Origin of the sequence: Chitinolyticbacter albus, from assembly GCF_024437655.1 — a bacterium.
Classification (GTDB): Bacteria; Pseudomonadota; Gammaproteobacteria; order Burkholderiales; family Chitinibacteraceae; genus Chitinolyticbacter; species Chitinolyticbacter albus.
In genome coordinates, this window is sequence record NZ_JANBVF010000027.1 from 1 (window position 1) to 21014 (window position 21014).

The 21014-nt window shown below is 63.5% G+C and carries 16 protein-coding genes and 1 pseudogene; 9 read left to right on the top strand and 8 right to left on the bottom strand.

Annotated features, from left to right (window positions below; genetic code table 11):
• From NLI84_RS14475 to NLI84_RS14485, 3 genes and pseudogenes are all read left to right on the top strand, one after another.
• A pseudogene (locus NLI84_RS14475) lies at window positions 1-234 on the top strand (hypothetical protein); the annotation flags it as partial.
• Window positions 235-389: 155 nt separating this feature from the next.
• The gene (locus tag NLI84_RS14480; protein WP_255991245.1) at window positions 390-1787 is read left to right on the top strand and encodes a serine hydrolase; all 1398 of its coding nucleotides are present in this window, start codon (window positions 390-392) and stop codon (window positions 1785-1787) included.
• Between the two features lie 208 nt (window positions 1788-1995).
• Entirely contained in the window at window positions 1996-2727 is a 732-nt protein-coding gene (locus NLI84_RS14485; RefSeq protein WP_255991246.1) for a tetratricopeptide repeat protein, read from the top strand.
• Between the two features lie 106 nt (window positions 2728-2833).
• On the opposite strand, the gene recQ is transcribed toward NLI84_RS14485, so the two are convergent.
• Window positions 2834-4642 (bottom strand): DNA helicase RecQ, encoded by a 1809-nt coding sequence (recQ, locus tag NLI84_RS14490; RefSeq protein WP_255991247.1) that lies wholly within the window; start codon window positions 4640-4642, stop codon window positions 2834-2836.
• Window positions 4643-4740: 98 nt separating this feature from the next.
• Between recQ and argS the strand changes: the two genes are divergently transcribed.
• Entirely contained in the window at window positions 4741-6459 is a 1719-nt protein-coding gene (gene argS / locus NLI84_RS14495; protein ID WP_255991250.1) for an arginine--tRNA ligase, read from the top strand.
• A 95-nt stretch (window positions 6460-6554) separates the two neighbouring features.
• Here argS and cysB read toward each other — a convergent pair whose 3' ends face one another.
• A complete protein-coding gene (gene cysB / locus NLI84_RS14500; RefSeq protein WP_255991251.1) occupies window positions 6555-7502 on the bottom strand; it encodes an HTH-type transcriptional regulator CysB in 948 nt (315 codons plus the stop codon).
• Between the two features lie 111 nt (window positions 7503-7613).
• Between cysB and NLI84_RS14505 the strand changes: the two genes are divergently transcribed.
• The 5 genes from NLI84_RS14505 (at window position 7614) to NLI84_RS14525 (ending at window position 12721) form a co-directional block, all read left to right on the top strand.
• Complete coding sequence (locus tag NLI84_RS14505; protein ID WP_255991252.1) at window positions 7614-8393, top strand: sulfite exporter TauE/SafE family protein; 780 nt, start codon at window positions 7614-7616, stop codon at window positions 8391-8393.
• Between the two features lie 27 nt (window positions 8394-8420).
• Window positions 8421-9104, top strand: a complete 684-nt coding sequence (locus NLI84_RS14510; protein ID WP_255991253.1) for a phosphoadenylyl-sulfate reductase — start codon at window positions 8421-8423, stop codon at window positions 9102-9104.
• Between the two features lie 111 nt (window positions 9105-9215).
• Window positions 9216-10466: a DUF3300 domain-containing protein gene (locus NLI84_RS14515; protein WP_255991254.1), complete on the top strand. Its 1251-nt coding sequence runs from the start codon at window positions 9216-9218 to the stop codon at window positions 10464-10466.
• An 11-nt stretch (window positions 10467-10477) separates the two neighbouring features.
• Window positions 10478-11416, top strand: coding sequence for a DUF2950 domain-containing protein (locus tag NLI84_RS14520; RefSeq protein ID WP_255991259.1), 939 nt, complete (start codon window positions 10478-10480; stop codon window positions 11414-11416).
• A 327-nt stretch (window positions 11417-11743) separates the two neighbouring features.
• The gene (locus tag NLI84_RS14525; RefSeq protein ID WP_255991261.1) at window positions 11744-12721 is read left to right on the top strand and encodes a serine/threonine protein kinase; all 978 of its coding nucleotides are present in this window, start codon (window positions 11744-11746) and stop codon (window positions 12719-12721) included.
• 743 nt (window positions 12722-13464) lie between these two features.
• Here NLI84_RS14525 and NLI84_RS14530 read toward each other — a convergent pair.
• From NLI84_RS14530 to tsaB, 6 genes are all read right to left on the bottom strand, one after another.
• Complete coding sequence (locus tag NLI84_RS14530; protein ID WP_255991262.1) at window positions 13465-13884, bottom strand: hypothetical protein; 420 nt, start codon at window positions 13882-13884, stop codon at window positions 13465-13467.
• Between the two features lie 154 nt (window positions 13885-14038).
• A complete protein-coding gene (locus NLI84_RS14535) occupies window positions 14039-16258 on the bottom strand; it encodes a putative bifunctional diguanylate cyclase/phosphodiesterase (protein ID WP_255991263.1) in 2220 nt (739 codons plus the stop codon).
• Window positions 16242-18791: a PAS domain S-box protein gene (locus NLI84_RS14540; RefSeq protein ID WP_255991264.1), complete on the bottom strand. Its 2550-nt coding sequence runs from the start codon at window positions 18789-18791 to the stop codon at window positions 16242-16244. The genes NLI84_RS14535 and NLI84_RS14540 overlap by 17 nt, the downstream gene beginning before the upstream one ends.
• 84 nt (window positions 18792-18875) lie before the next feature.
• Complete coding sequence (locus NLI84_RS14545; protein ID WP_255991265.1) at window positions 18876-19793, bottom strand: uracil-DNA glycosylase; 918 nt, start codon at window positions 19791-19793, stop codon at window positions 18876-18878.
• Window positions 19790-20257 (bottom strand): ribosomal protein S18-alanine N-acetyltransferase, encoded by a 468-nt coding sequence (gene rimI / locus NLI84_RS14550; RefSeq protein WP_255991277.1) that lies wholly within the window; start codon window positions 20255-20257, stop codon window positions 19790-19792. The genes NLI84_RS14545 and rimI overlap by 4 nt, the downstream gene beginning before the upstream one ends.
• Window positions 20254-20934: a tRNA (adenosine(37)-N6)-threonylcarbamoyltransferase complex dimerization subunit type 1 TsaB gene (gene tsaB, locus NLI84_RS14555; protein WP_255991292.1), complete on the bottom strand. Its 681-nt coding sequence runs from the start codon at window positions 20932-20934 to the stop codon at window positions 20254-20256. The genes rimI and tsaB overlap by 4 nt, the downstream gene beginning before the upstream one ends.
• Between the last annotated feature and the right edge of the window lie 80 nt (window positions 20935-21014).

Here is a 21014-nt window from a genome sequence, read left to right on the forward strand (position 1 = left end):
CGCCAACTACGAGGGCTAAGATTATCGTCCGGGATGCAACAGTTACTGCTGCCTGCCAACGCAGCGAACCTTTTCGGGGAGTGGTGCATCGCCGATGTAGACCTGGCGCTCATGCTCAATCGTCTCGTCCTCAACGGGGACCCCGTGCCCGAAAGATTGGCTGCCTATGCCGGGCGGCAATGGCTACGACCGGCTGTGCAGTTGTGGGTCAATCAACGGCGCCCTCCGCTGTGAGTGTGGCTACAGATGCGCCCCAATCGCCCTCAAGAAATCATCGCCGTACCGCTCCAGCTTGCGATCGCCGATGCTGCTGATCCAAGATCAGCTCGTAAGTCGCCCGCTCGCCTGCACGGCAATTGATGCAACCTAGCCTTTCCAATGAGTCACCCATGCCAACGCCCATATCCTTGCGTTATTTGTGCGGTGCGCTGCAGGGCACCCTGGTCGTTGCCCTCATGTTGCTCGCGCCCCATTTTACTCAAGCGCAGATGACCGATGCAGAGCTCAAGCAGTTGCTCAAGCAACGTGTCGATCAGGCGCAGCAAACTGTTGGCATCGTGGTTGGGCGCATTGACGGGGATGGGGAGCACATCATCGCCTATGGCAAAGCCGCCGTGGCGGGGCCTGATGTGGATGCGAGTACGCAATTCGAGATCGGGTCCCTCACCAAGACCTTCACGGGCCTGCTCTTGGCGGACATGATCGAGAATCGCGAGGTGAAGGGCGACGATGCGATTTCCCTTTATCTGCCCCAAGGCGTGACAGCGCCAAGCGATCACAGCAAGCCCATCACCCTATTGGACTTGGCAACGCATACTTCCGGATTGCCGCGTCTTATCGTCCCTTGGGAGCCCAAGAATCCCAATGATCCCTATGCGGACTACACTGCGCAGCAACTCTATGCTTTTTTATCCAGCTATACGTTGACCCGGCCAATAGGAACCCAGTTTGAGTACTCAAATTACGGGGTGGCTCTGCTGGGTTTGTTGCTGGCAAATCAAAAGGAAATGGGCTTCGATCTGTTGTTGCAGCAGCGCATTCTCCAACCGTTAGGTATGACAACGAGCTTCATGGTTGAGCCCTCTAGTCCAAAGAATGTGCGTGCTCAAGGGCATGATGTAGATTTGCAAGCAACGGCACCCTGGCATTTGGGAGTGTGGTCTGCCGCAGGTGGCTTGCTCAGCAATGGAAACGATTTGATGCGGTATATGAAGTTCAATCTCGGGCTAAGCGATGTTTCGCCCCGCCTGGCAAAGGCGGCAAAGGCTGCACAGCAGCCTATGAGTCGGTTCATTGATGACCATGCACGTATTGGCATGGGGTGGCACATTAGTCAAGCCCTGGGGAAAACCCTCGTTTGGCACAATGGGCAAACGGGAGGGCAGCGCTCGATCATGATGCTCGACCCTGCCGCGCAGAAAGGTGTTTTTGCGCTCTGGAATAGTACGAACGACCTGGAGGATATCGCACGCCATTTGATCGATGATGCGTATCCGTTGGCAAAGCAGAAGGTGCCGCAGAAAATAGATGCCGACAGCTTGGCGGTGTACGTTGGCACTTACGCCATCTCGCCTTTTTGGAAATTGAAAATCAGTGAAGATAAGGGCGGGCTCTATTTGAAATCGACTGGTCAGGAACGCCATGCCATCTATCTCGATGAGCAGGGCAGCTTCTACCAGAGGGTCGCCGACGCAAAGCTTGAGTTTGCTAAAAATGAAAAGGGCCTGGTGATCCAATTGACATTAAGGCAGGATGGAAAAACCTATATCGCAAAGAGAATCGAATAAATGTTGCACGAGTGCGGTTTGATGCGCTGATCCAGGGAGTACGTATCCAATGCAATATTGCGTCATGACGCAGTCGCGATTGCTGGAGTGCTCCCGGTCAATGTCAAGAAATCATCGCTATACTGCGCCAACTTGCGATCGCCGATGCTGCTGATCCGCGTCGCTTATGTTTCAATTGATGCGGTCTAACCCTTCCATCGAGTCACCCATGCCTATGCCCATATCCTTGCGTTACCTGTGTGGTGTGCTGCTGTGCACCCTGGTCGTTGCCGCAACCGCAGCGCCTGCCGAAGAGCAGGAAAGCCAGTCTGCAATCGAGCAACTCACCGAACAGGCCAAAGCCGGGGATCCGGCTTATCAGTTCAGGTTGGGATTCGCATACGAGCTCGGTTCGGGCGTGCCCAAGGATATGAAACGGGCTATCCACTGGTATCTGACTGCGGCAGAGCAGGGCTACGAGCCGGCCCAGTATCGCCTGGGGCAGATCTACATCGACGCCCGAGGTGTGCCACGTGACTTCGCCGAGGCAGCGCGCTGGCATCAAAAGGCTGCGGAACAGGGTAATGCAGCCGCACAACTCGCCATAGGGCGCCAGTACGCCTATGGCTGGGGGGTGAGACACAACGGGAAAACGGCGAGGACCTGGCTCATCGCCGCAGCACAACAGAAGCGGAAGCTGGCGTACGAGGAGCTCGCCACCTTGTATGAGCGAGGGGTAGTGCTGCCGAAGAATCTGGTGGTGGCCTACGCGCTACACAGTATCGCGGCAGAGGAAGGGGACAGGTTGGCCAAGGACGCCATGAATAGTATCGAGCCTGAGCTGGACGAGAAAGCGTTTCATGCTGCGAAGCAGCTGGCAGCAAGGCTGATCGCGGACCCCTCGTCGCTGAAAGCCGAGCTGGAAGGGATAGGCGAACAAGTGTCACCGACGAAGGAGTAATGGCGCAGGCAAGGCCGTGCGACACGTTGAAAGGCGATTGGTCGGTGCCCCTCAGCTGCAGGCGTGCGCTAATTGGGTATGGTCCCCGGGGCGACCCAAAGCGGGACTACAAATGCGTGCCGATCACCTTCAGGAAATCATCCCCATACTTCTCCAGCTTGCGATCGCCCACGCCGGTCACACGCGACAGCTCGTAATGGTCGCCGGGGCGTAGCCGCACCATTTCGCGCAGCGTGGCATCACCGAAGATCACGTAGGCCGGCACGTTCTGCGCGTCCGCCAGTTCCTTGCGCAGCTTCTTCAGCGCCTGCCACAAGGTGGTGTCGGCGGCGGTGGCAAAGCCGCTGTCGCGCTCGCCGCGGTAGTGGAATTTCTCGGTGCGCGCACGCAGGGCCAGCGGGGCTTCGCTGCGGAGGAAGCCGCGCGCGGCATCGGTCAGCTCCAAGCCGCCGTGCCCTTCGGGGTTGAGCCGCAGCGCACCGCGTGCCAGCAACTGGCGATAGATCGCACGCCAGGTCGGCTCGTCGGTGTCTTTGCCGATGCCGAAGGTGGAGACGCGGTCGTGGCAGAACTCCTTCACCTTGGGAGTGAGCTTGCCCTGCAGCACGTCGACGAGGTGGCCGACACCGAAGCGGTTGCCGGTGCGGAACACACAGGACAGCGCCTTCCTGGCTTCGTCGCTGCGATCGATCAGCTGTGGTGGATTCAGGCAGTTGTCGCAATTGTTGCAGGCGCCGGTTTCCTCGCCGAAATAGCCAAGGATGGCAATGCGGCGACAGCCGGTGGCTTCACACAGGCCGAGCATGGCCGAGAGCTTGGCGCGCTCTACCGCTTTTTGCTCATCCGCGCTGTTGCCGCCCTCGATCATTTCGGTGAGCAGCATCACGTCGTTGAGGCCATAGGCCAGCCAGGCATCGGCCGGGGCGCCGTCGCGCCCGGCGCGGCCGGTTTCCTGGTAGTAATTCTCGATGCTCTTGGGCAGGTCGAGGTGGGCGACAAAGCGCACGTCCGGCTTGTCGATGCCCATGCCGAAGGCGATGGTGGCGACCATGACCACGCCTTCGTCGCGGATGAAGATCTGCTGGTTGCGCGCGCGCGTCTCGGCATCCATGCCGGCGTGGTAGGGCAGCGCCTTGATTTCTTTGCTGCGCAGCCAAGCGGCGGTGTCTTCCACCCTCTTGCGCGACAGACAGTAGACGATGCCCGAATCGCCCTCGTGCTCGCGGCGGATGAGGGAGAGCAACTGCTCGCGCGCGCTCTTCTTCTCGACGATGGTGTAGCGCAGATTGGGCCGGTCGAAGCTGGAAATGAAGCGCTGCGCGCCCTCCAGCCGCAGCCGGGTGATGATGTCCTGACGCGTGGCGTGATCGGCCGTGGCGGTGAGCGCAATGCGCGGCACGCCGGGAAACGCTTCGGCCAGCACCGAGAGCTGCAGGTATTCCGGGCGGAAGTCGTGGCCCCAGGCCGAGACGCAATGCGCCTCGTCGATGGCGAAGAGCGCGATGCGTGCGCGGGTCAGTAGCGACTGGAAACGTTGCGTGACGAGGCGCTCGGGCGCGACGTAAAGCAGCTTGAGTTCGCCGGCGACGAAGGCACGTTCCACCTCGCGCGCGGCGTCCGCATCGAGCGTGGAATTGAGAAACGCCGCCGCTACGCCCAGTTCGCGCAAGGCGTCGACCTGGTCCTGCATCAGCGCGATCAGCGGCGACACCACCACGCCGCAGCCGTCGCGCAGCAGCGCCGGCACCTGGTAGCACAGCGATTTGCCACCGCCGGTGGGCATCAGCACCAGCGCGTCGTGGCCGGCGACCAGCGTGTCGACGATGGTGGCCTGCTCGCCGCGAAACGCGCGGTAGCCGAACACATGTTCCAGTACTTGCTGGGCGGAGGAGGAGGGCGGGGGGGCGGTCGACATCAGGCGGGCGATTCTACCGGAATGCGTCCACCCCGGCCCGGCAAGCAGGCGGGCGGAATCCGGTAGAATGGCGCTTTTGCGATTTGCCCGAGACAGTCATGACCTTGCACGAGCTCCTTTCCTGCCGCGTGGCGGCCGCCCTGGCCGCTGCCGGCGCGCCCGACGCCGCCCCGGTGGTCCAACCGTCGTCCAAGCCCGAGTTCGGTGACTACCAGGCCAACGGCGTGATGGGCGCGGCCAAGGCGCTGAAGACGAACCCGCGCGAGCTCGCCACCAAGGTCGTGGCCGCGCTGCAGCTCGACGGCATCGCCAGTAAGATCGAGATCGCCGGGCCAGGTTTCATCAACATCACGCTGGCCGATGATTTCCTCGCCGATACCGTGACGCGCCAGCAGGCGGATGTGCAGCTCGGCACCGGCCGCCACGCCGGCGACAAGGTGGTGATCGACTATTCGTCGCCCAACCTGGCCAAGGAAATGCACGTCGGCCACCTGCGCTCGACCATCATCGGCGACGCGCTGGCGCGTGTGCTCGCTTTCCGCGGTGACCAAGTGGTACGGCAGAATCATGTGGGCGACTGGGGTACCCAGTTCGGCATGCTGACTGCCTACCTCGTCGAAACCGAACAGGCTGGCAGCGAGGCGCTGGCACTCGACGACCTCGAAGGCTTCTACCGTGCCGCCAAGCAGCGCTTCGACGAGGACGCCGCCTTTGCCGACCGCGCGCGTGACTACGTGGTCAAGCTGCAGGGTGGCGATGTACGGGTGCGCGCGCTGTGGCAGCGTTTCCTCGAGGTGTCGCTCGCTCACTGCGAGGCGGTATACGAGCGCTTGGGCGTGCAATTACAGCGCGACGACGTGATGGGCGAATCGGCCTACAACGACGATCTGCCGCGCGTGGTGGTGGACCTGCGCGCCGCGGGCCTGTTGACCGAGGACGCGGGCGCCCAGGTGGTGTTCCTCGACGAATTCAAGAACAAGGAAGGCGAGGCGCAGGCCTACATCATCCAGAAGCAGGATGGCGGCTATTTGTATTCGACCAGCGATCTGGCCGCGCTGCGCTATCGCGCCGGCAAGCTCGGTGCCCGGCGGCTGTTGTACGTGGTTGATGCACGTCAGGGCCTGCATTTCCAGCAGCTCTTCACGCTGGGCCGCAAGGCCGGTTTCATCGGCGCCGATGTCGCCACCGAGCACGTCGCCTTCGGCACCATGATGGGCGAGGACGGCAAGCCGTTCAAAACCCGCTCCGGTGGCACGGTGAAGCTGGTGGAACTGCTGGACGAAGCCGAGCGCCGCGCCTTCGATCTGGTCAGCGAGAAGAACCCGGACCTCGCCGAAGAAAAACGCCGCAGCATCGCCCGCGCCGTCGGCATCGGTGCGGTGAAGTACGCCGACCTTTCGAAGCACCGCACCAGCGATTACATCTTCGACTGGAACACCATGCTGTCCTTCGAGGGCAACACCGCCCCCTACTTGCAGTATGCGTACACGCGGCTCGCCAGCATCTTCCGCGCCGCCGGCAGCTTCGACCACCACGCCAAGCTCACGCTGACCGAGCCGGCCGAGCACGCGCTGGCGCTGCAGCTGGCGCAGTTCCCGGACCTCCTGGCGCAAGTCGCCGCCGAAACCTGCCCGCACTTCCTCTGCGCCTACCTTTACCAGCTGGCGACCCGGTTCAGCCGCTTCTACGAAGCCTGCCCGGTGCTCAAGTCCGAAGGCGAAACCCGCGCGAGCCGCTTGGCGCTGTGCGCCGCAGCGGCCAATACGCTGAAGACGGGCCTGGGCCTGTTGGGTATCGCGGTGCTGGAAGAAATGTAAAGCGGCAAGACGGCAGCAACAAAAAACCGGCTCCTGGGCCGGTTTTTTGTTGCTTGCAAGGAGAGTGGAGCGCCTGTTGGCCGAGACCTCGATACTTATTCGTCGTCCGCTTCGCTCGGCTCGCACAGCAGGCTGTCACGGATCACGTCTCGGCTCAGGTGCGGGGCGAACAGCTCGATGAAATCGAAGGCGTAGCCACGCAGGTAGGCATCCTTGCGCATGCCGATGTGGGTGGTCGATTTCTCGAACAAATGACCTGCATCGATGCAAACGAGGTCGCGATCGTGATCGGGCTCGTAGGCCATGGCGGCGATCAGACCGATGCCGAGGCCGAGGCGCACATAGGTCTTGATCACGTCGGTGTCGATGGCGGTCAGCACCACGTTGGGCGTGAGATTGACCCGCTCGAAGGCCTGGTTGATCTTGCTGCGGCCGGTGAAGGCGAAATCGTAGGTGATCAGCGGGTAGGCGGCGATATCGGCCAGCGTGAGCGTGCGGCCGAGCGCGGCCAGCGGATGCGCGTTGGGTACGACCACGCTGCGGTTCCAGTCGTAGCAGTCGAGCATGGCGAGCTCGGGGTAGTGGTCGATGCCCTCGGTGGCGACGGCAAGATCCGCCTCTCCGTCGACGACCATCTCGCTGATCTGGGTCGGGCTGCCCTGCTTGATCGATAGCCGTACCTTGGGATAGCGCTCGAGGAAGGCCTTTACCGTGGCCGGCAGCGCGTAGCGGGCCTGCGTGTGCGTGGTGGCGATGGTGAGGCTGCCGCCCTCCACGTTGACGAATTCCTCACCGATGCGCTTGAGGTTCTGCGCCTGCAACAGGATACGCTCGGAAATCTTCAGGATCTCGCGGCCCGGGGCGGTCACGTCGACCACGCGCTTGCCGTTGCGGATGAAGATCTGTACGCCGAGTTCGTCTTCCAAGAGGCGAATCTGCTTGGAAATGCCCGGCTGCGATGTATGCAGTTTTTCCGCGGCCTCGGAGACGTTGAGCCCCTGGCGCGCGACCTCGACCAGATAGCGCAGTTGCTGCAGCTTCATGGCCTTGCCCCCTTATCAAATAACCTGTGCTTCTAAAATCGTAACACATCAGTATAAGGACGAATATTCCCCCTGATATCATCGCCGCTTCTTTCAAGCAGCAGCGCCAATATGGAAATCGGATTCATCATCGCCGGCCTCGTAGTCGGGTTTATCGTCGGCATGACCGGTGTGGGCGGCGGCTCGCTGATGACGCCCATCCTGCTGTTCTTCGGCATCAACCCGGCCACCGCGGTCGGCACCGACCTGCTGTACGCATCGATTACCAAGGCGGGCGGCGTCTTCGTCCATCAGAAGCAGCGCAATATCGACTGGAAAATCTGCGGCTGGCTGGCCGTCGGTAGCGTGCCCGCCGCCATGACCACCGTGTGGGCACTGCATGGCCTGCGCGCCGATACCGCGGTGGTGAACGCGGTGATCAAGCACTCACTCGGCATCGCATTGTTGATCACTGCCGTGGCCATCGTGTTCAAGCAGCAGCTGCTGCGCTTTGCCCAGACCCATGTCGGCGTCGGCGAGACGCTGTATGGCGGTCCGCGCCGGATGTGGGCCACCGTCGCCACCGGAGTGCTGCTGGGCGTGATCGTCACACTGTCGTCGATCGGCGCCGGTGCCATTGGCACCATCGCGCTGTTCCTCTTGTTTCCGCTGCTCCCGACCGCGCGCCTCGTCGGCACCGAGATTGCCCACGCGGTGCCGCTCACCCTGGTGGCGGGCCTTGGCCACGCCGGCCTTGGCAATATCGATTTGGGCTTGCTCGCCAACCTCTTGATCGGCTCGCTGCCGGGCATCTACTTCGGTAGCCAGCTGACCGGCCGTATGCCGGACCACATCCTGCGGCCGGTGCTCGCTGGTATGCTGGCCCTGATCGGTGCGAAACTGGTGTTTTAACCGGGAACGGTAGTCTGGAGCTTAGCAATGGATTTGGAACAGAAGCTCGCCGAGACGCTGGCGGTGCTGCGCCGCGTCGAGGCCGAGTTCAGCCCCGCCGTCTTCGCCAATTCGTTTGGCGCCGAAGACATGGTGATCACCGACCTGATCGCCAAACATGGGCTCAAGATCGAGGTGTTCAGCCTCGACACCGGCCGGCTGCCGGCCGAAACCTACGACCTGATGGCCAAGGTGCGCGAATCGTACCCGACTACGCAGGTGGTCACCTTCTTCCCCAACGCCGCGAGCGTAGAGCGTTACGTGAACCAGAGCGGCATCAATGCCTTCTACGAATCGGTCGAGTTGCGCAAGGAGTGCTGCCGCATCCGCAAGCTGGAGCCACTGGCGCGCGCGCTCGCCGGCAAGAAGGCGTGGATTACCGGGTTGCGTCGCGAACAGTCGCCGACGCGGACCGATATGGCGCACCAGGAATGGGACGACGGTAACGCCATGGCCAAGTTCAACCCGCTACTGGAATGGACCGAGAAGGAAGTCTGGGCCTATATCAAGGGCAATCAGGTGCCGTACAACAAGCTGCACGACCAGTTCTACCCATCGATCGGCTGCGCGCCCTGTACGCGCTCGGTGTCGCTGGGTGAGGACGTACGCTCCGGCCGCTGGTGGTGGGAGAACCCCGAGTTCAAGGAGTGCGGGCTGCACGCCAAGCACTGAGCCGCATCGCAAGCAGCCGCCCACAAGGGCGGCTTTTTTTATGCGCGCCGGCTTCACGGTAACGTTTCGCTGACTATATTCATTTCATTACTGACATGGAGGAAGCGAATCATGAGCCGCGCCGTACGCATCGTACTGTTGCTGTTCGCCTTCTGCCTGGGCATGCCCTGGGCGCAGGCGGACGACGCCAAGCCATTCAAGCCCGAGCAGCTCGAGCAGCTGGCCGCGCCGATCGCACTCTATCCGGATGCGCTGGTGGCGCAAATCATGATGGCCGCAACTTATCCATTGGAAGTGGTCGAAGCGGCGCGCTGGTCCAAGGCCAATCCCAACGTCAAGGACAAGGCGCTGGAAGACGCGATGGCCAAGCAAAGCTGGGATGCCAGCGTGAAATCACTGGCGGCGTTCCCGCAGGTGCTGCAGATGATGAACGACAAGCTCGACTGGACCCAGCAACTGGGCGATGCCGTGCTGGCGCAGCAGAAAGACGTGATGGATGCGGTGCAGCGGCTGCGCGCCAAGGCACAGGCCGAAGGCAACCTGAAATCCGGCAAGGAGCAGAAGGTGAGCACCGAGGCAACGTCCTCGGGCACCACGGTGATCAAGATCGAGCCGACACAGCCCGAAGTGGTGTACGTGCCGACCTACAACCCCACCGTGGTCTACGGTACCTGGCCGTATCCGGCCTACACCCCGTACTACTGGTACCCGCCCGGCTACGCAGCGGCGAATTTCTTCTCGTTCTCTGTCGGCGTGGCGGTCGGTGCGGCGCTCTGGGGTAACTGCAACTGGGGCGGCGGCGATATCGACATCGACGTGAACCGCTACAACAACTTCAACCGCACCAATGTCAGCAACCGCGAGTGGAATCACGACAGCACGCACCGCAAGGGCGTGCAGTACCGCGACAACGCCACCCAGCAGCGCTTCAACCGTGAGGGCAAGGCGGGTGCGGAAAACCGCGAGCAGTTCCGCGGCCGGGCCGATTCCGAGCGCAAGAACCTGAACCAGGTCGATCGTGATGCAGTCGATCGCACCACGGCGCAGAACCGCGAGCGTGATCGTGCCCAGGGTGGCGATCGCGCGCAGGGCGGCGACCGTGCTGCGCAACGTCCGCAGTCCCGGGATTCCCAGACTCGCGATGTCCAGTCGCGCGATACGCAGTCCCGCGATCGCCAGAGCAGCGGTACGACGGGCAGCCGCACCTCGCAACAGCGCGACCAAGCCTTTCAGGGGACCGATCGCGGCGCCAACGCGACGCGTGCGGCCAGCAATCGCGGCCAGACCAGCCGTGCCACGAGTAGCGCATCACGCCCACCCCGCCCATCGGGCGGTGGCAGTCGTGGTGGCGGCCGCCGCTAAGGAGGACACCCATGTACACCATCCAAAATCTGCTGCCACGCGCGCTGGCGATCCTGATCTTGTCGCTGTCAATGCTTCATGCCCAGGCTGCCGAACGCCATTTCGCCACCCCCGAGGAGGCGGTGGCCGCATTGCAGTCGGCACTGGAGCAGCCTGACGACGGCGCCTTGCTGGCCTTGTTCGGCGATGAGGCACAAGCGCTATTCGATTCCGGTGATCCGGTCGCCGACCAACGAGTACGAGAGCGCTTCCTTGCTGCGTTGAAGGCCGGACGGAAGCTCGACGAAACGGGGCCGGGCACCCGCGTGCTGGAAGTGGGCGAGGACGGCTGGCCGTTCCCGATTCCGCTGAAGAATGCCTTCGGCCAATGGGCGTTCGACACGCCGGCGGGCGCGGAGGAGCTGATCAACCGGCGTATCGGCTTCAACGAGCTTTACACCATCCAGGTCAGCTTGGCGCTGGTCGACGCGCAGCGCGAGTACTACCAGCGCAATCCGGATAACGCAAAGCTGCTGCACTACGCCCGGCGCATCGTCAGCAGCGCAGGCAAGCGTGATGGCCTCTACTGGTCCGATACGGTCAGGGCCCCGGATGGTAAGCCCAGCCCGCTGGGTGCATTGGTGGCAGATGCGTTTCGCGAAGGCTATCGCAAGCGTGGCGACGCGCCTGCGCCGTATCACGGCTATTACTACCGCTTGCTGACCCGACAAGGCCCGGCGGCGGAGGGGGGCGCCTACGACTACCTCGCCAAGGGTTACCTGCTCGGTGGTTTCGCAGTGATAGCGTGGCCGGCCGATTATGGCGTATCGGGTATCAAGACCTTCATCGTCAGTCACGATGGCGTGGTGTTCGAGCGCGACCTGGGCGAGCGCACGGACGAGATTGCGCCCACGATCAGCGCCTTCAATCCGGACGAGGGCTGGAGCCAGGCCGACGATACTTTGCATTGAGCTGCGGCCGCCTGCGGGGTTTTCGCAACGGCTCGACAGCATCCGTAGTGCTGACGCATGGGGCATTCCCAACCGGGATGCCCCATGTTTGCGTGGTCCCACGCCCTTGGGCTTAAGGCTTGGGAGAAATCCTGCCGCTGCGCAGACCTTCCGCCAATCGCGCGCGGCATCGCCGGCGATGCCTGCTTGCACGGCATCCCACGTTAGTTTTGTGCCACGCGGCACCCGCTTTGTCGACGTGTAGGAGGCTGCGGCGTCAATCGCCGACGTGCAGGCGACACGGGCGTGGGATAATCCGGGCTTCCTGCAACGAGCCATGGTCAGCCGATGACGCACCCCTACGCGGCGCTCACGCCAGATTGCGTGCTCGACGTCCTCGATAGCGTCGGGTTCCGAACCAGCGGCAGCCAGTTTCCGCTCAACAGCTATGAGAACCGGGTCTACCAGGTGGGCGTTGACGACGAAGCGCCCGTCATCGCCAAGTTCTACCGCCCCGGGCGCTGGAGCGATGCGCAGATACTGGAAGAGCACACGTTTGCCGCCGAGCTTGTCGAACGCGAAATCCCGGTGGTGGCGCCGCTGCAGATAGCCGGGCGTACGCTGTTCGAACACCAGGGTTTCCGCTTCGCGGTCTTTCCGCGCCGGGGCGGTCGCGCGCCCGAGCTCGACAATCCCGACACATTGGAATGGCTGGGCCGCTTTCTCGGCCGCATTCATGCGGTCGGCGCGATCCGGCCGTTCGCCGAGCGGCCGGCGCTGACGCAGCAGACTTTTGGCAGCGGCCCACGCGATCTGCTGCTCGCCGGCAACTTCATTCCGGATGATCTGCTGCCGGCCTATCGCAGCGTGGTCGATCAGGCGCTGCAAGGCGTGGCCTACTGCTACGAGCGGGCAGGGACCGTGGCGGCCATCCGCCTTCATGGCGACGTGCATGGCGGCAATGTGTTGTGGACGCCGGACGGCCCGCATTTCGTCGACCTGGACGATGCGCGCATGGGCCCGGCGGTACAGGATTTGTGGATGCTGTTGTCGGGCGAGCGCGAAGAGCGCGTGCGCCAGCTGGCCGATGTGCTGGCGGGCTACGAGGATTTCTGCGAGTTCGATCCACGCGAGCTCCACCTGATCGAGGCGCTGCGCACGCTGCGGCTGATCCACTACGCCGGCTGGCTGGCGCAACGCTGGGAAGACCCGGCGTTTCCGCACGCCTTTCCCTGGTTCAACACGCAGCGCTACTGGCAGGACCATATCCTCGCGCTGCGCGAGCAGGTGGCGGCGATGGACGAGCCGCCGCTGTGGCCGGTGTGAGCGAGGTAGCCTGAGCCCGTTGCGCACTGGCTTCGGGCTCACAGGTGGAGGTCGGATTTGCCGCAACTCCGCAATGTGTCGAAGCAGTCAATGCGGTGCTCAGGTATTAGAGGGTCGGTCGGGGATAGCGCCTACGGCGCGGTGTTTAGATGCCGGTTCCGCCCGGCGGACGGGATACTTTTCTTGCGCCGCCAAGCAAAGTATCCAAAAGAAGGCGACCCCGCATCCGCGCCCTTCGGGTTCCCTCGCTGCGGACAATCGAGTCGGCGGCTGCGCAACTCGCTGCGCTCAAACAGTGCTCGCCGAAACCCCGCCCCGCTTGTTCCTCACTCGGCGCTCCTGAGGGGAATTCGGGTGGTACGCGAAGACCGCTGGCCTATTCTCTGTTCTTTGCGCACCGGTTCCCCCTTCGCGGAAGGGAGGAGGTGGGATTTTCCTGGTAAACAAGTTGCTGTGAACGGCCCAGCACCTACTGGCGCATGGTTTTCCTCCCTGTTGCCGAGCGCCGAAGGAGTAGAGCGAGACCTTAGGCTCGCGACCGACTGAGGGCAGCCCGGAGGGCCGTAAGGCAGGGGTCACCTTTTCTTTGGTTCGTTTCTTTTGGCGAAGCAAAAGAAATGAACCCGTCTGCCGGGCGGAACCGGCATGCTTGCGCCGTAGGCGCTGAAAAGAGATTGCGCAGTGCAATGTCTTCGGCGATTGCGCCCTATGGACGTGCTGTACGTCGTGTGGCATTCATCATTTCATAGGATTCCTTCGAACCTTATTTCCGACTTGATGCGGCTTTCGCCAAATGTTGATGCAACAAAAACTTGCAACGCCTGCAATAGGTCTTCCTTTAGCTCAGCGGTAGGTGCAGGCAAAGTCATTACTTTTTCAGTTTTTATTACGTACGCCTCCTTTACAAACCACAGATAGAAATGAAAAACCTCTGCGTTATAAGAATAAAAAAAAGCACAAGCTTCGCTGGTATCCATGGGGTTGAGGCGAGGGCCATAATATAAATAGTTTCTGTCGCCTATATCATTTACGCACCAACTTCTTTCCATGCATCCAAGAGTCAAAATCGCGGCATAGCTTCTGAAATACGCGACATGAGAAATTGCGGCGGCGAGCCGGTTCTTGTCGTTTTGGGTCATCTCTTGGTATTTGTACATTTTCATGCTCTTGTTATTTGTGATGGCCAATGCGCCATTTTCTCATATGCGATGACCTCCCGCGGCCCGGCGGCGAGGCCGTATCCGACGCAATCATCAGATGCTATGGCCTCCAGCTAGGGCGCAATCGCCACAGGCATTGCGCCGCAAGCGATGACCCTCATCCCCGCTGCCTTGCCGCCAGCCACTCCGTGAGCTCGGCGAGCGGCATCGGTTTGGCGTAATAGTAGCCCTGCGCCTCGGCGCAGCCCAGCGCGCGCAGAAAGCCTGCCTGTTCGGGCGTTTCCACGCCTTCGGCGATGATGCCCAGGCCCAGCTTTTTCGCCAGCGTGACGATGGTCTCGGCAAAGAGACCACCCTTGCCATCGCGGATTTCGTCGACGAAGGCGCGATCGATCTTGAGCTTGTCGATCGGCAGCGCCCGCAGCTGTGCCAGCGAGGAGTAGCCGGTGCCGAAGTCGTCGATCGCCACGCTGATTCCCAGCATGCGCAGCCCTTCCAGCGTGGCGACCACCGTCTTGGGCTCATCCATGGCGATGCTTTCGGTGATTTCGAGCTCCAGTGCCGACGGGGGGACGCGGCGGCTGCCGAGCAGGCTGGCGACGCGCTCGGTGAGGTTGCCGGCGCGAAACTGCGGCATTGATACGTTGACGGCGATGCGCAATGGCGTTTCCTGCAGCTTGGACAGTGCGAGGTAGGCGCCGCACGCCTCGTGCAACACCCAGTCGCCAATATCGACGATCAGGCCTGAATACTCCGCGAGCGGCACGAACACGGACGGCGGTTGCACAAAGCCCTCACCATCGGGCCAACGCAGCAGTGCCTCCACGCCGCAGACTTCGCCGGTCTGGATCAGTACCTGCGGCTGGTACCACACCGCGAGCCCTCCGGCATGGAAGTCATGCTTGAGCTTGCGGATCAGGTCGAGCCGCCAGCGCGTGTGCTCCTCCATGTCGCTGCTGAAATGCTCGAAATCGGCCGAGAGATTCTTCTTGGCGCGGTTGAGCGCGATATTGGCGCGCTTGAGCAGCAAGAAACCTGAACCGCGACCGTCCTGCAGCCGGCAATAGCCGAGCTTGACCGAGATCGGCAAGAGGTGCTCGCCCACCTCGAACGGCTGCTGGAACAGCTCGAGCAGCTGTTGCGGCTGCAACAGGTCGGCCGGGCCCAGAATGCCGAACACGTCGGCGTCGACGCGGGCGAGCCGGCAGGCACTGGGCAGGTTTTCCTCCAGCCGCGATGCCACTGCCACCAGGAGCTCGCTGCCGACATCGTGGCCGAGACCGTCGTTGATGTCGGCGAAGTGATCGATGTCGATCAACAGCGCCACCCGGTCGGCATGGCCGCCATGCAGCGCGTGTTCCAGCTGGATGATGAAGCGCGAGCGGTTGGAAAGGTGGGTGAGCGCGTCGTGATAGGCGGCGAAATTGAGCTTCTCGACGTAATTCACGTTGGAGAAACAGGCCGAGATATTGGCAGCGAACACCTCGATCAGCTGGCGGTCCGCCTCGGACAGCGGCTGGCGCGTATCCAGGAACACGGCGCCTTCCTGATCGGCGCCATGCAGGTACAGCGTGGTATGGGTGTCGGTGAACTGGTGCATGCCGAACTGCACCGTTTGCTCGATGGCCTGGCGGACCCGGTCATCGTCCAGCTCATCCAGCGGGGCGGCGATCAACGGGGCGAGCTTGCCGGCCGCACCGACGATGTAGAGCCGGTCGCGCTCGGATTCATTGATCGGCGAACCGCGCTGGGCGCAGACGATGCCATCGAGGGGCAGCTTGAGCAGCGCGGTGAGCTGGGTCAGCACACCTTCGGCGAACTGCGTGAGCGCATGTTGCTCCATCAGATCGGCCGCCGCGCGCACGATCAGCTCCAGACCGCGCCGGTTCTCGGCAATGGTGCGGATCTGATCGTAGCTGCGAAGCGCCGCGGTGATCGCGGTGATCAATCGGGTATGGGTGAGCTCGGCCTTGGTACGGTAGTCGTTGATGTCGTAATCGTTGAAGACGGTCAGTTCGGGGGCGTAGCCAGGCTGGCCAGTGCGCAGGATGATGCGACATTCAGCCAGTTTCAGCGTCTCGCGGATATAGCCGACCAGGGTGAGGCCTGCGTCGTCCGTTTCCATCACCACATCGAGCAGGATCACGGCGAAATCCTGGCGTTCGGCGAGGATGGCGCGGGCCTCGACAGCCGAACGTGCATGCACCAGTTCCAGCTCGCGCCCCAGGATCACATGGCGGGTCAGCGCGAAGCGGGTGACGGCGTGGACTTCCTCGTCGTCGTCGACGACGAGCACGGCCCAGCGTGCGTGGGTGTCGGGCAGCGCTTGGCGCCCTTCGGCAATCAGCTGCAGTTCGTCATCACGAGGGTCGGTCATGGTCTTCCTGCGGATGCGGGGCGGTGATGGGCAGCGTGACGGTGAACCGGGCGCCGCCACCTGGCGCATCGTCGAGCGCCAGCTTGCCGCCCAGCACGTTGTAAATCAGGTTGTAGACGATATAGAGCCCGAGACCGCTGCCACCCTGGCCCAGCCGGGTGGTGAAGAAGGGGTCGAACACGCGTCGGCGCAGCGGTTCGGGGATACCCCGGCCGTCGTCCTGGTAGACGAGTTGCACATTGCGCGCGTCCAGCAGCGCGGCGTGAATGCGGATATGGCCCGGCTGCTCCTGAGTGAGGCCATGCGCCAGCGAGTTGAGCACCAGATTGGTCAGCACTTGTTCCAGCGGTCCCGGATAGCTTTCCAGCTGCACGTCGTGTGGCAGATCGACTTCGACCTGGTGCGGGGTGTGCTTGAGTTGCGGGCGCAGCGTGGACATCACTTCTTCGATCGTCTGCTTCAGGTTGAACTCCCGGCGTCGCGTGCTGGCGGTATCGACCGCCACCTGCTTGAAGTTGCTGATCAGCTCGCTGGCGCGCTGGGCACTTTTCTCGATCAGCTGCGCGGCTTCGATGCTGATCTCGAGGAAGCTTTCGAGCTCGGAGCGCTTCAGGCGATTTTCCTGCAACAGCGTACGAAATTCGGCCACCTTCTGCTGCAGCGTCGACGAGACGGTCACGGTATTGCCCAGCGGCGTATTGAGCTCATGCGCGATCCCGGCGACGAGGTTGCCGAGCGAGGCGAGCTTCTCGGACTGAACCAGCTGGTTCATCGCCTGTTTCAGCTCGTCGTTGGCGGTACGCAATTCGCCGGTGCGTTCCGCCACCAGTTCTTCCAGCCGATCACGCGTCTGGCGTAACTCGTCCTCGTACTGCTTGCGTATGGTGATGTCGACATCCATGCACACATAGGTCGCCTCGCCGTTCTGCCCGATGATCTGGAACTGGGTCGACAGCGTCCAGGCGATGCTGCCATCGCGGCGGGTCACCGGCCATTCGGCGGGCTCGGTGACCTCGCCGGTAGCAGCAATATGATGCAGCACGCCCAGGAAATTCTGGTGATCGACCGAGCTGAACATGAATTCCGAAGCCACCCGGCCCACCGCTTCGGCCTCGGACCAGCCAAACAGCCGCTCGCTGGCGCGATTCCAGAACAGCACCCGGCCTTCGATGTCGTAACCCTGGATCGCCACATTGGGCGTGTTGTCAACGATGGCACGCAGCAGCGTCGTTGCCTCGGCCCGCGCCGCCTCCGCCGCCTTCCTTGCGCCAATATCGAGCAGCATGCCGTCGATGAGCCGCGCCGTGCCCAGGTGGACACTGCGCCCGCGCTCGGAGATCCAGCGCACCTGTCCGTCGGGCGGCAGCAGCCGGTATTCGATTTCATACGGCTCCTCGCCGACCAGCGCGTAGCGGATCTCGTGCGCCACATGGCCGCGATCGTCCGGGTGGATCAGGTCGGCAAAGCTCAGATCGCGGTTGTGGATCAGCGCCTCGGGCGCGAGCCCGGTCAGCGCGGTAATGGCCGGGCTGAGATAGAGCATGGTCCACTGGCTGTCGGCACGACAGCGGAACACCGCGCCAGGCAGCTGATCGATCAGCGTGCGGCAATGCGTTTCGCTGTCTTCCAGTTGGGCCCGCGCCAGCTCCAGCTCCGCTTCGCGTCGCTGGCTGCGCACATAAAGCTCGAGCAGGACGAGGGTGCCGGCACCGAGCAACACGATGGCGATCAGGCCGCCCCAGCGGACAGTGTTACTCAGCCACCGGCTGTCGCCATTTCCGTCGACGTCAGCATCCGGCTGTTCCCAGTACCAGTCCCAGCGGCTGTTGGCGCGGTAGGTGGTCTGGTGCAGCGCGTCCGGCCCCATATCGCTGGCTTCACCCACGACAAACACGGCGGGCTGGCCAGTCGTGGCGATGGCCAGGCGCAATATCAGGCTGGACTTGGGCAGCGTGTCCAGCATGTCGGTGAAGTCGATTCGGGTGAAGGCCAGTGCCCGTTTGCCATGACGCTGTAGCGGATAGGCGTGATAGGCCCAGGCCCGGCCACCGGCGCCGCGCACCATGGGGCTCAGCAGCGTATCGATATTGCCGCTCGTCGCTTGGGGTAACAAGGCGAGCAGGCCGGCATCGTGCGATAGGTCCGCACCGATCGGCAGGTTGACGCCCCGGGCGTTGTAGCGCAGCCGCAGCACGCCATGGGCATCCTCTTCGGCGTAGGCCAGGCCGATGGTCTTGCCCCCGGTTGCGGCCGCTTGCAATACGGTGGCCGCATGCGCGTATTCCTGCGCGGATACCTCGGTTGATGCGAGGAACAGTGCGGCTACGCCGCGCAAGGCCTGGTGCCGGGTGTCCAACCAGTGGTTAAGCAGGGCCATGCTGCGGCGGGCGTCCTGCTCGGCGCTCGCCCGGCGGCTCGCGCTGGCATGCTGTTCCAGCCTTTCCGCACGCACGAAGCTCAACGCCGCCAGCGTAACGGTGAGCATAGCCACGGTCAGACGCAGGCAGGCGAGCAGGCGGGGGCGCAGGGGCATGTCGGGCGGTTTGGGGTGGTTTACCTACCTTGATACGTCATGGGCTGGCCACACGCCATGCCGTATCGCGCTATCCGGCCAGATTTAGCCTTGCTTGCCGGCCAGTTGCGTCAACTGGTCCTCGACCAGCAGCAGGTCGTGCCAGGCGCGCGCCTTGTCGGGCAGGTTGCGCAGCAGATAGGCCGGGTGGTAGCCGACCACCACTGGAATGCCGTCGACTTCATGCACCTTGCCACGCAGCGCGCCGACCGGTGCCTCGGTCTGCAGCAGGGTCTGGATGGCGAAGCGGCCGACGGCGAAGATCAGGCGTGGCCGGATCAGCGCGATCTGGCGGGCAAGGAAAGGCGCGCATTGCAGCACTTCCTCGGCCTGTGGATTGCGGTTGCCGGGCGGGCGGCACTTGAGCACGTTGGCAATGAACACGCGTTCGCCACGTTTTTCACCGATGGCGGCGAGCAGGTTGTCGAGCAGCTTGCCGGCGGCGCCGACGAAGGGCTCGCCCTGGCGGTCCTCCTCGGCGCCCGGCGCCTCGCCCACGACCAGGAGCTCGGCTTGCGGGTTGCCGACGCCGAATACGGTTTGCGTGCGGGTCTGGCACAGCCCGCAGGCGGTACAACCGGCCACTTCGCGTTGCAGTGCCTGCCAATCGAGGCTGGCAATGCGCTCGGCACGCGCCCCCTCGCCGATGACCAGTTTGACCTGCTGGACCGGCGCGCCGCGTGTCGCTGGCGCTGGATTCGGGCTGGTCGCGGCCAGGGGGGGGCGGAGGGCCGGCGCAGCGTCGGCGATCGCCGAGCGCACGGCATCGGCGGCGCTGCGCATCGTAGGTTGAAGCGGGGCGGGTTCCATTGCCACAGGCTGCGGGACGGCTTGCGCGACGGGCTGCGGCCCAGGCTGTCCGGTTTCGGCGGAAGCGGCAGCCATGGAGCGGGTGATCCGCTCAGGGCGCACCCACAGCGGCGTCAGCCCGAGCTCGGAGAGGACAAAGTCGCGCCGGCTCATACGGCGATCCCAGTCAGCGTGAACGCATAAAGCCGCGCATCCTCGCGAGTGCCCGCGGGGCCAGGATAATAATTGCGGCGCACCCCGGTCTCGCTGCCACCGGCGCTGTCGTACAAGGCCTGTGCCCGACGATTGCCGGCGCGCACTTCGAGGAACAGCATGGCCGCGCCGTCGGCCGCGAGCCGGTTGCAGGTTTCGGCGAGCAACAGCTTGCCCAGGCCCTGGCCGTGGCGTGCGGGATCGACGGCGATGGCAAGCAGCTCGGCTTCGTCGAGCACGCGGCTGGCAACGGAGAAACCGACCAGGTACGGGCCGTCGAACAGGCCCAGGCATAGGTGGCTACGGAGCGAGTCCGCCCAGTTGTCGGCATGCCAGGGATGACTGTTGGTCGCCGCATCGAGCGGCAGCAAGGCCGCCAGATCGGTGGGGGCCAGCGGGCGGAAGTCCATGGCTGGCGCGCTCATGCCTTGATGCGCTCGTGGGTCTTGAGCGCCACCTTGTCGCGCAGGTAGACGAGTGGCGCATCCTCGGGCGCCAGTGCGGCTCCGCGCGCGAACACAGGCAATGCCAGCGCGAGCAGGTCGCGGGCATGTGGAAACCGTGCGGGCAGCGTTGTGCCCAGGGCGTCGCCCAGCCGGGTGCCCAGGGCCTCGCCGTAGGCGGCAAAGCCGCTGCCAACACCCGTCCAGCCCGTACCCTCGGGGATGGATACGGCATCCGGATCGCAGACGCTGGCGGTGATTACTTCGCGCCAGCCTTCGCCATCGCGCTCGAACGCCGCGGCGTAGACCTGGTTCATCCGGGCGTCCAGGCAGGCATAGACGCGATCCGCGCCGCTGCCTTGCGCCAGTGCCATCAGTGTGGATACGCCGACCAGCCGGATGCCGAGGCCGAATGCGAGGCCCTGCGCGATACCGCAACCGATGCGCAGGCCGGTGAACGAGCCCGGGCCCATGCCGTAGACGATGCCTTCAAGCGCTGCGCGGGCGATGCCGGCTTCCGACAGCAGCGCCTCGATCTCGGGCAGCGTGCGCTCGGCATGTTTCTGTCCCACGTGCCAGTCGCGCGCAAGCACGCCCTGCGGCGTGGTCACGGCCAGCGACAGGTGTTCGGTGGTGGTATCGAGCGCGAGATAAGGCATGGGCAGGGTGGTGACGGGTTACGCGTCGATTCTAACACGGGGCCTGCGCCCACCCCGGTGTTGTGGCGCGGGCGGGCGGC

Coding starts and splice junctions, on each gene's coding strand:
- cysB (WP_255991251.1), bottom strand. CDS start 7,502: ATGAAGCTGCAGCAACTGCGCTATCTGGTCGAGGTCGCGCGCCAGGGG.
- NLI84_RS14540 (WP_255991264.1), bottom strand. CDS start 18,791: ATGCCCCTGCGCCCCCGCCTGCTCGCCTGCCTGCGTCTGACCGTGGCT.
- NLI84_RS14520 (WP_255991259.1), top strand. CDS start 10,478: ATGTACACCATCCAAAATCTGCTGCCACGCGCGCTGGCGATCCTGATC.
- tsaB (WP_255991292.1), bottom strand. CDS start 20,934: ATGCCTTATCTCGCGCTCGATACCACCACCGAACACCTGTCGCTGGCC.
- NLI84_RS14515 (WP_255991254.1), top strand. CDS start 9,216: ATGAGCCGCGCCGTACGCATCGTACTGTTGCTGTTCGCCTTCTGCCTG.
- NLI84_RS14485 (WP_255991246.1), top strand. CDS start 1,996: ATGCCTATGCCCATATCCTTGCGTTACCTGTGTGGTGTGCTGCTGTGC.
- NLI84_RS14480 (WP_255991245.1), top strand. CDS start 390: ATGCCAACGCCCATATCCTTGCGTTATTTGTGCGGTGCGCTGCAGGGC.
- NLI84_RS14535 (WP_255991263.1), bottom strand. CDS start 16,258: ATGACCGACCCTCGTGATGACGAACTGCAGCTGATTGCCGAAGGGCGC.
- rimI (WP_255991277.1), bottom strand. CDS start 20,257: ATGAGCGCGCCAGCCATGGACTTCCGCCCGCTGGCCCCCACCGATCTG.
- argS (WP_255991250.1), top strand. CDS start 4,741: ATGACCTTGCACGAGCTCCTTTCCTGCCGCGTGGCGGCCGCCCTGGCC.
- NLI84_RS14545 (WP_255991265.1), bottom strand. CDS start 19,793: ATGAGCCGGCGCGACTTTGTCCTCTCCGAGCTCGGGCTGACGCCGCTG.
- NLI84_RS14510 (WP_255991253.1), top strand. CDS start 8,421: ATGGATTTGGAACAGAAGCTCGCCGAGACGCTGGCGGTGCTGCGCCGC.
- NLI84_RS14505 (WP_255991252.1), top strand. CDS start 7,614: ATGGAAATCGGATTCATCATCGCCGGCCTCGTAGTCGGGTTTATCGTC.
- NLI84_RS14530 (WP_255991262.1), bottom strand. CDS start 13,884: ATGAAAATGTACAAATACCAAGAGATGACCCAAAACGACAAGAACCGG.
- NLI84_RS14525 (WP_255991261.1), top strand. CDS start 11,744: ATGACGCACCCCTACGCGGCGCTCACGCCAGATTGCGTGCTCGACGTC.
- recQ (WP_255991247.1), bottom strand. CDS start 4,642: ATGTCGACCGCCCCCCCGCCCTCCTCCTCCGCCCAGCAAGTACTGGAA.